General features: G+C 56.0%; 19 protein-coding genes and 1 other RNA gene. 5 read left to right on the top strand and 15 right to left on the bottom strand.

The features are described from left to right. The first annotated feature begins 113 nt into the window (after positions 1-113). Together elbB and mtgA are read left to right on the top strand one after the other, a co-directional pair. On the top strand, positions 114-767 hold the full coding sequence (elbB, locus tag SERS4_RS0122445) for an isoprenoid biosynthesis glyoxalase ElbB (RefSeq protein WP_017894133.1): 654 nt from the start codon (positions 114-116) through the stop codon (positions 765-767). Next, positions 764-1,495, top strand: coding sequence for a monofunctional biosynthetic peptidoglycan transglycosylase (mtgA, locus tag SERS4_RS0122440; RefSeq protein WP_017894132.1), 732 nt, complete (start codon positions 764-766; stop codon positions 1,493-1,495). The genes elbB and mtgA overlap by 4 nt, the downstream gene beginning before the upstream one ends. Before the next feature lie 80 nt (positions 1,496-1,575). Here mtgA and dolP read toward each other — a convergent pair whose 3' ends face one another. Genes dolP through SERS4_RS0122420 form a run of 4 tightly spaced genes read right to left on the bottom strand, consistent with a single transcriptional unit; the run spans position 1,576 to position 5,177 of the window. After that, positions 1,576-2,151 (bottom strand): division/outer membrane stress-associated lipid-binding lipoprotein, encoded by a 576-nt coding sequence (dolP, locus tag SERS4_RS0122435; RefSeq protein ID WP_012147035.1) that lies wholly within the window; start codon positions 2,149-2,151, stop codon positions 1,576-1,578. Positions 2,152-2,160: 9 nt separating this feature from the next. Continuing rightward, a complete protein-coding gene (diaA, locus tag SERS4_RS0122430; RefSeq protein WP_004948462.1) occupies positions 2,161-2,751 on the bottom strand; it encodes a DnaA initiator-associating protein DiaA in 591 nt (196 codons plus the stop codon). A 51-nt stretch (positions 2,752-2,802) separates the two neighbouring features. Next, positions 2,803-3,156, bottom strand: coding sequence for a YraN family protein (locus tag SERS4_RS0122425; protein ID WP_012147034.1), 354 nt, complete (start codon positions 3,154-3,156; stop codon positions 2,803-2,805). After that, complete coding sequence (locus tag SERS4_RS0122420; protein ID WP_017894131.1) at positions 3,153-5,177, bottom strand: penicillin-binding protein activator; 2,025 nt, start codon at positions 5,175-5,177, stop codon at positions 3,153-3,155. The genes SERS4_RS0122425 and SERS4_RS0122420 overlap by 4 nt, the downstream gene beginning before the upstream one ends. A gap of 62 nt (positions 5,178-5,239) precedes the next feature. Between SERS4_RS0122420 and rsmI the strand changes: the two genes are divergently transcribed. Both rsmI and rnpB read left to right on the top strand, forming a co-directional pair. After that, positions 5,240-6,103, top strand: a complete 864-nt coding sequence (rsmI, locus tag SERS4_RS0122415; protein ID WP_012147032.1) for a 16S rRNA (cytidine(1402)-2'-O)-methyltransferase — start codon at positions 5,240-5,242, stop codon at positions 6,101-6,103. A 41-nt stretch (positions 6,104-6,144) separates the two neighbouring features. Then, an RNA gene (gene rnpB, locus SERS4_RS25985) (RNase P RNA component class A) lies at positions 6,145-6,523 on the top strand. A gap of 58 nt (positions 6,524-6,581) precedes the next feature. On the opposite strand, the gene SERS4_RS0122410 is transcribed toward rnpB, so the two are convergent. Next, positions 6,582-7,283: a pirin family protein gene (locus tag SERS4_RS0122410; protein ID WP_017894130.1), complete on the bottom strand. Its 702-nt coding sequence runs from the start codon at positions 7,281-7,283 to the stop codon at positions 6,582-6,584. Between the two features lie 107 nt (positions 7,284-7,390). Here SERS4_RS0122410 and SERS4_RS0122405 point away from each other — a divergent pair, with 107 nt between their 5' ends. Then, positions 7,391-8,296: a LysR family transcriptional regulator gene (locus SERS4_RS0122405; protein WP_012147030.1), complete on the top strand. Its 906-nt coding sequence runs from the start codon at positions 7,391-7,393 to the stop codon at positions 8,294-8,296. 37 nt (positions 8,297-8,333) lie between these two features. Here SERS4_RS0122405 and SERS4_RS0122400 read toward each other — a convergent pair whose 3' ends face one another. The 10 genes from SERS4_RS0122400 to exuR all read right to left on the bottom strand — a co-directional run bounded on the left by SERS4_RS0122400 (position 8,334) and on the right by exuR (position 14,428). Then, complete coding sequence (locus SERS4_RS0122400; protein WP_017894128.1) at positions 8,334-9,320, bottom strand: glutathione S-transferase family protein; 987 nt, start codon at positions 9,318-9,320, stop codon at positions 8,334-8,336. A gap of 73 nt (positions 9,321-9,393) precedes the next feature. Continuing rightward, complete coding sequence (locus SERS4_RS0122395) at positions 9,394-9,789, bottom strand: DoxX family protein (RefSeq protein ID WP_017894127.1); 396 nt, start codon at positions 9,787-9,789, stop codon at positions 9,394-9,396. A gap of 294 nt (positions 9,790-10,083) precedes the next feature. Beyond that, positions 10,084-10,371 (bottom strand): YqjK-like family protein, encoded by a 288-nt coding sequence (locus SERS4_RS0122390; protein ID WP_012147027.1) that lies wholly within the window; start codon positions 10,369-10,371, stop codon positions 10,084-10,086. Beyond that, positions 10,368-10,769 (bottom strand): phage holin family protein, encoded by a 402-nt coding sequence (locus SERS4_RS0122385; RefSeq protein WP_012147026.1) that lies wholly within the window; start codon positions 10,767-10,769, stop codon positions 10,368-10,370. Before SERS4_RS0122385 ends, SERS4_RS0122390 begins: the two co-directional genes overlap by 4 nt. A gap of 2 nt (positions 10,770-10,771) precedes the next feature. Beyond that, on the bottom strand, positions 10,772-11,077 hold the full coding sequence (locus SERS4_RS0122380; protein WP_012147025.1) for a YqjD family protein: 306 nt from the start codon (positions 11,075-11,077) through the stop codon (positions 10,772-10,774). 164 nt (positions 11,078-11,241) lie between these two features. Next, a complete protein-coding gene (locus tag SERS4_RS0122375) occupies positions 11,242-11,613 on the bottom strand; it encodes a DUF1090 domain-containing protein (RefSeq protein WP_017894126.1) in 372 nt (123 codons plus the stop codon). Between the two features lie 224 nt (positions 11,614-11,837). Beyond that, positions 11,838-12,209, bottom strand: a complete 372-nt coding sequence (gene mzrA / locus SERS4_RS0122370; RefSeq protein WP_012147023.1) for an EnvZ/OmpR regulon moderator MzrA — start codon at positions 12,207-12,209, stop codon at positions 11,838-11,840. Next, entirely contained in the window at positions 12,209-12,880 is a 672-nt protein-coding gene (locus SERS4_RS0122365; protein ID WP_012147022.1) for a DedA family protein, read from the bottom strand. Before SERS4_RS0122365 ends, mzrA begins: the two co-directional genes overlap by 1 nt. 140 nt (positions 12,881-13,020) lie before the next feature. Continuing rightward, positions 13,021-13,467, bottom strand: coding sequence for a hypothetical protein (locus SERS4_RS0122360; RefSeq protein ID WP_017894125.1), 447 nt, complete (start codon positions 13,465-13,467; stop codon positions 13,021-13,023). Between the two features lie 184 nt (positions 13,468-13,651). Beyond that, positions 13,652-14,428, bottom strand: coding sequence for a transcriptional regulator ExuR (exuR, locus tag SERS4_RS0122355; protein WP_017894124.1), 777 nt, complete (start codon positions 14,426-14,428; stop codon positions 13,652-13,654). Positions 14,429-14,456 lie beyond the last annotated feature (28 nt).

Raw genomic sequence — 14,456 nt, 5'->3', positions numbered from 1 at the left:
ACATAGCAAATGTAAGCGCTCTTGTTAGAAGATTCATTAAAATGTGTGATGTAGATTAGTGTTTGTCAACTCAGAGCACTAACCAGTTGACAGCAGCGACAGGAGGAAGGGTGATGAAAAACGTTGGCGTAGTGCTGAGTGGCTGTGGGGTTTATGACGGTTCGGAGATCCATGAAGCCGTCCTGACGCTGCTGGCGTTGGACCGGGCGGGGGCGCAGGCGGTGTGTTTTGCCCCGGATAAACCTCAACTTCATGTTATCAATCATTTATCTGGCGATGTAGTGCCGGAAAATCGCAATGTTTTAGTGGAGTCTGCGCGCATTGCCAGAGGCAAGGTTCAGCCGCTTTCACAGGCCGACGCCAGCCAACTCGACGCCCTGATCGTCCCCGGCGGCTTTGGTGCGGCAAAGAACCTCAGCAGTTTTGCCAGCGAAGGGGCGGAATGCTGGATTGATAAGGATTTGGCTAAGTTAACGCAGCAAATGCATAAGGCAAATAAACCAATTGGTTTTATGTGTATTGCGCCTGCCTTGCTGCCGAAGTTGCTGGATCAACAAGTGCGGCTGACCATTGGCAACGATCCCGACCTGGGTGAAGTGATTGATGCCATGGGCGGCGAGCCGGTGATTTGTCCGGTTGACGACATCGTAGTGGATATCGAGAACAAAGTGGTGACTACGCCGGCCTATATGCTGGCGAAATCGATCGCTGAGGCGGCCAGCGGAATTGATAAGCTGGTTTCACGGGTGCTGGATTTGACTGAATGAGAAAATCTGCGGGCAAATCGATTTTTTCCCGGCCCTGGTTTTGGCTGAAACGTGGATTAATTGTGCTGGTTGGCGCATGGCTACTGGGGATCCTTGCCTTTGCTTTTCTGCCAGTGCCTTTTTCTGCGGTGATGGTTGAACGGCAGATCGGTGCCTGGCTGAATGGCGATTTTAGCTATGTGGCGCATTCCGACTGGGTGTCGATGGACGATATTTCCCCGCAGATGGCGTTGGCGGTGATGGCGGCGGAAGACCAGAAATTCCCGGAGCACTGGGGGTTTGACGTGGCGGCGATCGAAAAGGCGTTTAGCCACAACGAACGTCGGCCCACGCGCATCCGTGGTGCCTCTACGCTGTCCCAGCAAACGGCGAAGAACCTGTTCCTGTGGGATGGCCGCAGTTGGCTGCGCAAAGGGCTGGAGGCCGGGCTGACATCGGGCATTGAGCTGGTGTGGACCAAGCGACGGATCCTGACGGTTTATCTGAATATCGTGGAGTTCGGCGATGGCGTCTTCGGCGTGGAGGAAGCGTCACAGCGCTTTTTCAATAAACCGGCCAAACGTCTGACGGCCTCAGAGGCGGCATTGCTGGCGGCAGTCTTGCCCAACCCGCATCGCTTCAAAGCCAATGCGCCTTCGGGCTACGTGGTACAGCGGCAGCAGTGGATCATGCGCCAGATGCGTCAGTTGGGTGGTGAAGGGTTTCTGAAAGAAAATAATCTGGATTGAGTGAGCTTTCCCCTCTCCGGTGGGAGAGGGCCGGGGTGAGGGCATCAGACAATGCTGAAGCCACTTTCCCCGGCAAGCGGTTATTTCACAAAGGTAAAGGCGGTGGTGACGTGTTTCACGCCGCCGACCTGGCTGGCGGTCTGTGCCGCAGACTGCGCTTCCTGTTGCGTGACCAGACCCAGCAGGAACACTTCACCATTTTCGGTGGTGACTTTCACATTGGATGATTTCACTGCATCGCTGGTGAGCAATTGTGAACGCACCTTGGTGGTGATCCAGGTGTCGGAAGACGCGGTGCTCAGACTGACCGGCGTACCCTGACGGACCTCGTTATACACTTCGGTCGTGCCTTCAACACCCATCGCGATCTGCTTGGCGCGGGCGGCCAGATCGGTATTCGGCGCCTGGCCGGTCAGCAGCACCTTACCCTGATAGGCGGTCGCAACCACCCGGGCCTCTTTCTTCAACTGCTGATCTTTACTCAGGGCGTTTTCAACCCGGGCTTCCAGCGTGCCGTCGTCTACCTGAGTCCCGACGCTACGTGGGTCGGTGGCAGTTTTGGTGGCAACGGCGGCGCTGCCAACGACAACGCCTGCAATACAGCCTTGTAACAGCAGGGCGCTGGACAGCACTGCAAATGTGGCTTTCAGCTTCATCTCAGTTCCTTATTCGTCCTGGTGGGGAAACAACGTACTATCAATCAGGTCGCACAGGCAATTTACGGTAAGCATATGCATTTCCTGAATACGTGCACTGCGGTGCGATGGAATGCGGATCTCGACATCCTGCTGGCCGAGCAAGCCGGCCAGCTCACCGCCGTCATAGCCGGTCAGTGCGACGATCGTCATGTCGCGCGTCACTGCGGCTTCGACCGCTTTCACAATATCACGGCTGTTGCCGCGGGTGGAAATTGCCAGCAATACGTCGCCGGCATGGCCGAGCGCGCGAACTTGTTTGGCATAAACTTCGTCGTGCAGCCGATCGTTGGTGATCGCCGTCAGCACCACGTTATCGGCATTCAGCGCGATGGCCGGCAGGCTTGGGCGCTCGGTTTCAAAGCGATTGATCATGCTGGCGGCGAAATGCTGCGCGTTGGCCGCCGAGGTGCCGTTGCCGCAGCACAGAATTTTATTACCGTTAAGTAAGGATTGAACCAGCGTCATCGCAGCACGCGAAATGGCGTCGGGCAAGGCCTCCGCTGCCGCAATCTGGGTTTGGATGCTTTCGGTAAAACAGGCTTTAATTCTATCCAGCACGTTGTATTAATCCACTAAGTCAAAGGGCCGGTCTGCACCGGTAAACCATGATTAATCCGCATTGAAGGCGTTGGGTATCCATTCTAACTGGCTACCGGTGATGGCCAAAACATCAAAACGGCAAGACGATGTGTCAAAACTGGCTCCGCGTCCCGCCAGCCACACGGCGGCGGCATGCAGCAACCGCTGCTGCTTGCGATAAGTGACGCTGGCAGCAGCACCGCCAAAAGCGTCACTGCGGCGGTAGCGGACTTCAACGAACACCCAGGTTTGACCATCGCGCATGATGAGATCGAGCTCACCGCCACGCAGCGCCACATTGGCGGCGCAGAAGGTGAGCCCGGCGCGTTCCAGATAGTGGCGGGCCTGTAACTCATAGCCCGCCCCTATGGCGCGTTGACTCAAGAGACCGGAACGACCGTGCCCTGACGATATTGCAGCCAAGGCAGCTTTCTGTTGATCACACAGCCTGGCGCGGCGGTGAGTACGCCAGTGGTGCCGGAGACCTGGAAGCCAGGCAACTGGCGCATTTCAGCAAAGTGGTTGGACAATGTCCAGGCATCCATCCCCATTGCGTACAGGCGCACCAGCGAATAGTCGTTGCGGAACTGGCTGCTTGCCTGCTGCAACAACTGCGGGTTAGCGCCGGCCAACAATGGAATATCACTGAACTGCAGGCCTTCCATTTCCAGACGGAAGTCCGGGCCGGCACCGGCCTGGTAGCTGCGAGAACTGGCGTACATTGCCGGTTTGCTGCGCGAGTTGGTGGCCATATCGATCATCGGTTTGATCAGCGTCAGCTGGGACTGAGTCGCGACGATATAAACCGAGTCTACGCTGCCACCGCTGGTTGCAGGCGTATCGCTTGGTGGTGCCGGAATAGTCAGCCCGGCAATGGTCACTGCCTGCGGCGCCGGTGCGGTGGAGATTGGCGTACCGGACATGCGAATACCACCGCTGTTGACCATCTGGCGCAGCTCACTGGCGGAACCGATGCCTTGCTGTAGCACGGTTTGGCCACCCAGTTTCTGCCACTCCTGGTTAAAGGCTTTGGCAACGCGATCGCCGAAGGCACCGCGTGGGATCAGCAACAGCGGCTGCCGCTTCTGCTGTTCCCAAATATGACGGGCTGCATCACGCGCTTCGTCTTCCGGAGAAAGGGCGAAGTAACAGATATTCGGGTTATCTTTCGGCGTTTCCGGCTGATTGAGCGCCAGCACGTTCAGCGTAGTGGTGCTGCTGGCCAGTTGATCGACGTTTTCTTTCAGCAGCGGGCCGACCACCAGGGTCGCGCCATCCTGCTGTGCCTGCGTCAGCAACGCGGCCAGCGGTTGGCTGGAGGTATCATACACTTTAATCTGTGCGTTAGCGGCCTGCGGCGGTGTAATTGGCGCAGTAGAAGGCGCGGACGGCTGAGCGGCGGTCACCGGGGCCGCATCTGGTGCCGAGGTGCTCACCGCACCATTGGCGTTTTGATCGGTTGATGCCGGTTGCACTGCCTGCTCAGGCACGCTGGCGGGTTGCTGTTGCTGAACCGGCGTAGAAGGCGTCACGCCATTTTTAGCCGCTTCAAAGCCTTTTTGGATCGCGTCGGCGAACACTTTGGCCTGGCCGTTCAGCGGCAGCAGCAGAGCGATTTTCGACGTGGAAGCCTGGGTAAAGTGCAGTACCTGGTTCAACTGGGTCGGTAGCGTTTTTGCCGCCGGGTTCTGCGGATAGCGGTTCTGCCAGTCTTTAATCCCGGCTTTCAGCAGGTCAGGATCCTGTTTGTTGTCCTGATACACCCGTAGCAGATCCAGCCAGCCTTGCAGCACATTTTCATTGGCGTTGATCACCAGGCTGTTCATGTCCTGCGGCGTCAGTTGCAGCAGTGACTGCCAGGTTTGATCCAGGTTGTTCTGATGTGCCTTGCCGGTCAGCAATGGCTCTTGCGCAATGTAAGCGCGGATTAGCGGCAGGGAAGGTTTACCCTGATTGGCCGCGATCTGCGCCTGGTAGAAGCGCACCAGCTGATTGGCTGATAGCGAACCGCTATCGATATGACCCAGCGTGCTGCGCGCGCTGACGTAGCTTTTGTTCGCCACCTGCAGTTCTGCGGTCAGCAACTGGCTTTCCACCTGCTGCACGCTGCTGAGGTTTTTCGGCAGTTGGTTCAGTTGTTCACTAGCCTGCGGCAGTTTCCCTTCGCGTAACAACGCGCGAATAGCAAGTAATTGCCAGTCAGCCTTGTTATCATTGCTGCTTTGCTGCAGCTGCTGCAGATAGTAATCGGAACTGGCGCTCGCTTCGTCCTGTATATTGGCAGGCGGCGTCTGCGGGGCCTGACTTGGGCAGCCTGCAAGGAAAAGGGCTGCTGCGATAACTGCGGTAAGTCGGACAGGCTTTGAACGCCCTGCTTTGGTACGAACGAATGTTGAGGAAAGCATACTGTATCCAGTGATGTTTTTTTCAAGATGCTCAATATTAAATCGGCAACCCGGATGAAACAATGAATCAACACCAACAATCAGTCATTTCTGCATCAACGCTGTATGTGGTGCCCACCCCAATCGGCAATTTAGGGGATATTACCCACCGTGCGTTAGAGGTACTGAAAAGCGTTGATCTGATTGCGGCGGAAGACACGCGCCATACCGGGTTGCTGCTGCAACACTTTGCGATTAGCGCGCGGTTGTTTGCGCTGCATGACCATAACGAACAACAAAAGGCCGATCAACTGTTGGCGAAACTGCAGGAAGGCCAGAGCATTGCGCTGGTTTCCGATGCGGGTACGCCGTTGATCAACGATCCTGGTTATCACCTGGTGCGCCGTTGCCGTGAAGCAGGCATCCGTGTGGTGCCGCTGCCAGGTGCCTGTGCGGCAACTACCGCACTTTGTGCCGCCGGTTTGGCATCAGACCGTTTCTGCTACGAAGGGTTCCTGCCGGCGAAAACCAAGGGCCGTAAGGATACGCTGATGGCGCTGGCAGAGGAACCGCGCACGTTGATTTTCTACGAATCCACCCACCGTTTACTGGAAAGTTTGCAGGACATGGTCACCGTCTGGGGGCCGCAACGTTATGTGGTGCTGGCGCGCGAGCTGACCAAAACCTGGGAATCCATCACCGGCGCACCGGTTGGTGAACTGCTGGCCTGGGTGCAGGAAGATGAAGTCCGACGTCGCGGCGAAATGGTACTGATCGTTGAAGGCCACAAGGCGCAGGAGGACGCATTGCCGCTGGAGGCTCTGCGCACCCTGGCACTGCTGCAAAAAGAACTGCCGTTGAAAAAGGCGGCGGCGCTGGCGGCGGAGATCCACGGTGTGAAGAAAAATGCGTTGTATAAATATGCTTTAGAGCAACAAGAACAGTAAAGCGGTTGACCTGCGGTGGGCGCAACGCTACTATCCGCGCCGGAGTTGACCAGACAGTCGCCGCTTCATTGCCGTCCCTTTCGGGGGAGACAGATGGAGGGGAGGAAAGTCCGGGCTCCATAGGGCAGGGTGCCAGGTAACGCCTGGGAGGCGCAAGCCTACGACTAGTGCAACAGAGAGCAAACCGCCGATGGCCCGCGCAAGCGGGATCAGGTAAGGGTGAAAGGGTGCGGTAAGAGCGCACCGCGCGACTGGCAACAGTTCGTGGCACGGTAAACTCCACCCGGAGCAAGGCCAAATAGGGGTTCACATGGTACGGCCCGTACTGAACCCGGGTAGGCTGCTTGAGCCAGTGAGCGATTGCTGGCCTAGAGGAATGACTGTCCACGACAGAACCCGGCTTACCGGTCAGCTCCCTCTATAAAGAAAACCCCGCGTGACGCAAGTTACGCGGGGTTTTTTCCTTTCTGGATGCCCATCACACCGGCAAATCGATCAGCAGTGCGCGCAGCGGTGTCTCGGCGCGGATGGTCAGGCGGTTTTCCTCGTGGATAAACGCCCCATCGCCGCAGGTCAGGTGTTGGCTGTCGTTGCGCTCGCCATGGGCTTCAATGGTGCCGTGGATCGATTGCAGGTACGCCCGCGGTCCGTTCAGCGCCAGCGTCTGCTGTTCGCCCGGTTGTAAATCCAGATGGTGGATCCACACCTGTTGACGCAGTTGCAGACTGCCCTGAGCACCGTCTGGCGAGGCCAGCAGCGTCAGGCCGGTCTCTGGCAACATCAGGCGTTGTACGCGTTCGTTGTTGCGCTCTGGGCAGGCATCCAGCCACAGTTGCAAGCGGGTCAGCGGCGTATCATTGCTGGTGTTCTGCTCGCTGTAACTCAGCCCCGGCTGGGTGGCCAGCAGCAAAGCCTCACCGGCCCTGGCGCTTACCGTGTTGCCTTCGCTGTCGCGGTATTCCGCTTTACCCTGCAGGATTAAATTCAGGATATCCACGCTGGGGTAGGTGCGTGGCTGGAACGACGCGCCCGGGGCCAGCACTTCTTGATTTAATACCCGCAGCGAGGCGTAGCCCATCAGCTTGGGATCGAAGTAGTGTCCAAAAGAAAAGGTGTAGCGAGCCTGCAGCCAACCAAAGTCAGCTTGCCCGCATTGTTGTGCTGTTCTGCATGTAATCATGGCAATCGGCTCTCTAAATTCATTATCTAGATGGTAAGCATCTGGACGGCGGATTGTTAGCCAGTTAATCTGGTCGGTATATTCAAATTTCCTGACAGAGAGATTCGATGGCCAGAGATCGGGCGTTAACGCTTGAAGCGTTAAGGGTTATGGATGCGATTGACCGACGTGGCAGCTTTGCTGCGGCAGCCGATGAGCTGGGGCGCGTGCCTTCGGCGCTCAGCTACACCATGCAAAAATTGGAAGAAGAATTGGACGTGGTGCTGTTCGACCGCTCCGGCCACCGTACCAAGTTCACCAACGTCGGACGTATGCTGCTGGAGCGCGGACGGGTACTTCTGGAGGCAGCAGACAAGCTGACCACCGATGCCGAAGCGCTGGCGCGCGGCTGGGAAACCCACCTGACGATTGTCAGCGAGGCGCTATCACCCCCGAGCAAACTGTTTCCGCTGGTCGATAAACTCGCGCTGAAGGCCAATACCCAGGTGTCGATCTTGACCGAGGTGCTGGCCGGTGCCTGGGAAAGGCTGGAACAGGGGCGAGCGGATATTGTTATCGCTCCGGATATGCACTTCCGTGCGTCGTCCGAAATCAATACGCGTAAGCTGTACAAGGTGATGAGCGTGTATGTAGCCGCACCGGGCCATCCAATCCACCTGGAACCGGAGCCGCTGTCTGAAGTGACGCGCGTGAAGTACCGCGGCATTGCGGTCGCGGATACCGCCCGGGAACGCCCGGTGTTAACCGTGCAATTGTTGGATAAACAGCAGCGGCTAACGGTCAGCACCATTGAAGACAAGCGCCTGGCTTTGCTGGCCGGCCTGGGTGTGGCGACCATGCCTTACCCGATGGTTGAGAAAGATATCGAAGAAGGGCGTCTGCGCGTTGTCGGACCGGAATACAGCCGCGAAGTTGACATCATTATGGCCTGGCGACGTGACAGCATGGGGGAGGCAAAGGCCTGGTTCCTGCGCGAAATTCCGCGTCTGTTTGCACAGTTGGAACGACAGTAAAACTCCCTTTTGCCGTTAAGCAAAAGGGAGTTGTGCGTTAACTAAAACGCCGGTCGCGGCCGTGTGGCTCATCCAAATCTTGCGCCGGCCCGATAGAAATAATGCCGTGCGGATTGATGGTGGCATGGCTGCGGTAATAGTGATTGCGGATGTGCGGCAGGCTGACCGTTTCGGCCATGCCCGGCATTTGGTAGATGTCCCGCAGGAAGCCATACAGGTTGAGATAATCGCTGATGCGGTGTTTGTCGCATTTAAAGTGGGTGACATACACCGGGTCGAAGCGTATCAGCGTGGTCCACAGACGCAGGTCTGCCTCAGTCAGGCGATCGCCCGTCAGGTAACGCTGTTGCCCCAGGATCTGTTCCAGTCGCGCCAGTGCGTCAAATACCCCGTTTACCGCTTCGTCATAGGCTTCCTGGCTGGTGGCGAAACCGGCCTTGTAGACGCCATTATTCACCAGGTCATAAATCCAACCGTTCAGTTCATCAATTTTCCCGCGCAGCTCGGTGGGATAATAGTCGCCGGCGCGTGCGCCAACACCATCAAATGCGTTGTTGAACATGCGAATGATATCGGCCGATTCATTGCTGACGATGGTCTGTTGCTGTTTGTCCCACAGCACTGGCACCGTCACGCGGCCGGTGTAGTGCGGGTCGGCGCGCAGGTAAAGCTGGTAGAGAAAGTCTGAGTGGTACAGGCTGTCGCCGGTGGCCTCAGGGAAGTCGGTGCCAAAGGTCCAGCCATTTTCCAGCATCAGCGGATGCACCACGGAAACGGGAATAAGTGACTCCAACCCTTTCAGTTTACGCATCAGCAGCGTGCGATGTGCCCAGGGGCAAGCGAGTGAAACGTACAGGTGATAACGATCTTGCTCCGCTTTAAAACCCCCGACTCCGTGTTCGCCCGGCTGACCGTCGGCGGTCACCCAGTTGCGGAACTGAGAGGTTGAGCGTTTGAAACGGCCCCCGGTGGATGAGGTGTCATACCAGATGTCTTGCCAAACGCCATCGACGAGTTGTCCCATGGGAATCTCCTTCGTGTCCGAGTGAAAAAGCAAAAAGGCCCGACATGCGGGCCCCTGAGTCGGTGTTAAAACCTTACCACTTTTTGTTCAAAATGCGGTCGATACTGAAACCGCCTGGGCCGGCAATGGCCAGTACGATGAAGCCGCCAGCTATGGTCAGATTTTTCATGAACATGATCTGGTTTACGCCATCTGCAAAGTTAGTATGGAACAGTAATGCGGTCAGGATGGTAAAACCGGCGGTGAACAGTGCCACAGTGCGAGTCAGGAAACCGAACAAAATTGCCAGACCGCCGCCAAATTCCAGCAGGATGGTCAGCGGCAGCAGGAAGCCAGGTACGCCCATCGATTGCATGTACTGTTGGGTGCCGGCATAGCCATCACCCATTTTGCCGTAGCCTGCCACGATAAACAGGATTGGCATCAGAATACGAGCAACCAGCAAACCTGTATCTTCTAATTTTTTCATCATTTACTCCAAAGTGATTTTTGTTTGCCAGTTTTGGCGTTTGTCATGTTAGTGAGCGGTATGCCGGGTATCTGACCCTGTCCTGCCCGTTTCGTCTTGATGGAGTGAATGTTAATCGGGATGAGTACGCTTTGTTAGCAAGTAAAACTGTCGTATTTTTTCAAAAAAACTGAATCTTTAGCCTGCTAACAAATCGTGGGGAATCAGAAAGTTGCCCAGCCTTCACCGGCAGAAACGCAAAGTCTCTGTGAAAAGGCGGGCAAAACATCGGAAGTATTGATGGAAGGGGGACGGTTACTTGCTGGAAAACGTTTTCTGGATCAAGCGGATAGTACCAAAGGCACCAAAAGCGCGGCGTGACCAGCGAATCAACTTGCTGGGATGGCGGATACCGTACAACGCCATCACGCTGGAACCGACCACCAGATATTTACGCAGGCCGAAAAGGGTTTGCCAGCCGCGATCGATGCGCTCGGTCTTTTCCAGCCACAGGGCTTTGTTTTCGGCAAGATCCAGCCTTTGTTGCTGGATCTTGCCAATCAACTTCTCTTTTCTCCATTCCAGATAGCGGCGGCGATTCATTTTTCACCTTCCAGCTCGGAACGGTCGATTTCCAACTGATTGCGTGTCGCACCCAGCAGCGTGGAGCGGCGCGCTTTGACCAGTGTCCAGATAGCGCCAGCCACGGCCAGGAACAACAGCACACCGGTCGTCGTGCCTAACGCGATCAAACGGTAGACGGGATCTACGGCCCAGAAAATCAGGATCAGCAGGCTCATCAGGCCGAATGCGGTGAATAACAGGGTCATACCGGCCATAATCAGCAACTGAATGAGGTTGGCTTTCTCCTCCTCCAGCTCGACCACGGCCAGTCGAACCCGGGTCTCCACCATACCGACCAGAATGGTGATGATGCGCTGGGCGACATCCAGGACCCCTTTAGCGGGGCCCTGTGCACGAACTTGCGGTTGTTCTGCCATAATTAGCGGCGCGCTAACAGAACGCCCAGCACTACGCCGACCGCAGCGCCGATACCGATACCGGTCCACGGATTATCACGAACATACTCGTCCGCCTGGCCGGCGATTTGTTTGGTCTGGGAGGCAATCTTGTCCCCGGCATCGCTCAGGCGAGCACGGGTATCCTTCAGCGCACCTTCAGCTTTGGAACGCAACTTTTCCAGCTCGGCTTTTGGCTTATCGGTGGAAGAGTTCAACACTTCTTCCAGCGTATCGGCTAAGGATTTAAGTTCAGCGCGTAAGTTTTCTGCATTTGAATCATGTGCCATGTGATTATTCCTTAACGTTAACTTCGACAGACTTTCAACATAGCGGATTTTTTCGCCGGAGCAAAGGGCGGATGGGTAGCTGATATCACTAAGCATCCATTTTATACGCAATAAAAATCCCGTGTGGCGTGGCTCTCAGCGATAAATCCGCTGGTGTAAAAAAATTATTCCGCTTGAGCTTGTTTCAGCTCGGCTTGAGCTTCAGCCAGCTTTTTCTGTTTCTTGGCCACTTTCTCCAGGTTGCCGGTCTGCTGGGCTTCTTTCAGTTCCTGCTGACGCTCGGTGACCTTGCCTTGTTTTTCATCAATTTTTTTCTGACGATCGGCCTGCAGGCTGGCTGGTGTGCAATGGGTCTGCACTTCGCCCAATGCCGTTTTCAGCCCGGCGACACGCTGAGTATTGCCGTGCTGGGTGGCATAATCGATCTGTTTCTGAATTTCTTGTGCCTTGGTCACACAGCCATTCTCTGCTGCGAATGACAGGGCCGGCACGAGGAATAATGGGAGGGCAAGTAACACCGAATGGCGTAATTTCATGTTATCAGTTCCTTAATTATTGGGATGCATTGGTAAACATCCTCTGTTCCTGACTGCCAACAAAGGCAGCGCGACAGGAGTCTTACGCTGCTGACTGACGCTAACCTTTAGCATAGTCATGGAAAGCGCAGACCCCCAAAGAATCCGCCCCAGTTCGGTGGTGATTGGTGATTAATTGAACAGTGAGGCTAAATGAAAGGAAAGCCCTTCATATGAAGGGGGTATTATCCCAGATTGAGTGGGGCGCGTGCAAATTCACGCACCCAATGGGTAGGAACAGGGGATTCGCTGAGGGCGATGATGTAGCCCGGTGGCAAAATGTTTTGCAATGCTTCGCGCGCCAGCAACTGTTGTTCCGGCGAGTCCAGGCGGATCACCAGGCCATCGCCTTCCGGGGTGATGCTTTTGATGCGAATGCCTCGCTGATCCAGCCTTTGGTAGACATAGAAACCGTCAGGTAGCGAAAGGCCTTGCTGGCCCGCACGGATGCGCAGTTCGCTTTCGGTACGCACCATGCAGGGCACCAACAGCGTGGCGAGCGCCAGTAAAGCTAGCGCAATCAGCAACACGTACTGCCAGCGCGGGCGCTTGATCATCACGCCCCTTTCCCCTGATCGGCGCGTTTCTTGCGCCACAGCACGATTAACGAGCCCACCAGCCCCGCTACCAGCAACACCAGCGGCAGTAGCATCAGGCAGAACATCAGTTGGTCTTCATATTTGCGGAACACCGGGGTTTTGCCCAAGGCAAAGCCCAGCGAGGTCAGGATCACCACCCACAGCAGACCGCTCATCCAGTTAAAGAACTGGAAACGTGCGTTGCTCAGGCCAGAGAGGCCGGCAATGGTCGGCAGCAGAGTGCGGACAAACGCCAGGAAACGGCCGACCAGCAGAGCGGAAAGCCCGTGGCGGTGGAACAACTGATGGGCACGCTGATGATAGTGAGCCGGCAGATGAGATAGCCAGCCCTGCACGGTTCGGGTATTACCGAGCCACTTGCCCTGTATGTAACTGACCCAACACCCCAGACTGGCGGCGACGGTGAGGATAAAAATGGTGAGCGGGAAATTCATGGTGCCTTTGGCGATCAGCACGCCAACCAGGATCAACAGACTGTCACCCGGCAGAAACGCCGCCGGCAACAGGCCATTTTCCAGGAACAGAATCAAAAACAGCAGGCCGTAGAGCGTCCAGACCAGCGAGGGATTCGCCAGCGTCTCAAAATCCTGCTGCCATAAGGCATGTAACAGTTCTTTAATGATGTCCATCCGGTGTTCCTAAAACGTCATTGTTTGTTTTTGTCTCAGCGGCGGATCGGGAGTGGACGCAGAGCGCGCGGGCGATCCTGGCTGCTGATAATGATGAAACGGTGTTGCTTTTTAGTGGTTTCTAATCGGTGCGACACCGGTCAAGAGTGGTAAGTCAGCGTACCACGATAAAGCATATTACTTTCTTTCCAGCCACCCAGCCTGTTTTGCTGCTGCGAGGTATGCAGCGTCCAGTTCATCTGGGCAAGCCGGTTTGGCGCAGGTGATTTCTGGCGCGGGAGGCAAGTGCTGTGACCCAACTCTGTGGCTAACGAATAAACCGGCAACAGTTGGGCGGGGGCAGGTAGCGAACCGGGGTAAGAATGCACCCGCGGCAGCAGCAGCGGCATTTTACCGGGCGCTTTACGCCGCAGTTCTGCCGGTGACTGGTAAACCGGGTCATCAGGGGAGAACACCGACTCGGCAAGCGATGGCTGACCGTTCAGTGCCGTGGGAATAGCTTTGGAGGACGCCGCGCATAGCTTTTGGCCGGAGACCGAACCGGTCCAGCAAAAAAGAGCAATAAGCATGGCAAACAACCAGCGCATGTATTCGCGTCCCGCCCCGTAGCAGAGGGTAAAAAGTGGCTCAACTTTACCAAAATAGCACGATTGGCAACAGGGAAATCTACGTTGCCAGCGGTGAAATACTACACGGCAAATCGCCGTTCAGGCATCGATTCAGCGGATTTTACAATACCTGACATAACGCTACGGTTTTTGACTGCTCGCGCTATTTATTTTCTGGGGCCACGCCGTCCAGATGAACCACCGGGTTATCGGCGAACAGATAGCGGTCGGCATTATATTCAAAATCGTCGCTGGTGGCGTTGAACAGCATCTGCTTGGTATTTTCCAGATGCTGCCACATGGCCAGTTTGGCGGCGTAAGGATCTTTACGTATCAATGCCTTGAGGATCTGATCGTGATCGTCGCACCAGCTGGCGATCGAGCGGTCGTCAATATGCTCATGCAGCTTGATCCAATAGGGGTTATTCACGCGCTGTACCCACATTTTTTCCACGATGGTGGCCATCGCCGTGTTCTGAGTGGCCAGCGCGACCTGCACGTGGAATTTCAGATCCCACTGCGAGTCGCGGAAGCGATCTTCCTTGCGTGCCTGTTCCTGGATCTCCATCAACAGAACGATGTCCTGTTTGGTGACCTGGGTGGCGGCGAATTCGGCAATGTTGCTTTCAATCAGTTGGCGCGCCTGCAGCAGTTCAAATGGCCCGGCGGTGGCAAACTCGATGCTGTCGCCCGGAATCACCAGGTTTTTCTGCTGGTTGGACATCACATGGATCCCGGAGCCTTTGCGCACGTCAACGTAGCCTTCCACTTCCAGCATGATGATCGCCTCCCGCACGACGGTGCGGCTGACGTTCATCTCTTCGGCAATGTAGCGTTCGGCCGGCAGTTTATCGCCCACCGGATATCGGCCGCTTTCAATACGCTGCTTTAGCTCGGCGGCCAGCTGCTGATACAGGCGTCTGGTTTCAGTGAATTCCATAGTGAATGCTCTTAGGGTAGGGAGGGGC

Origin of the sequence: Serratia sp. S4 (genome assembly GCF_000347995.1) — a bacterium.
Classification (GTDB): domain Bacteria; phylum Pseudomonadota; class Gammaproteobacteria; order Enterobacterales; family Enterobacteriaceae; genus Serratia; species Serratia quinivorans.
Note: the sequence above shows the minus strand (reverse complement) of the source record. Positions and strands in the feature narration are given on the sequence as shown.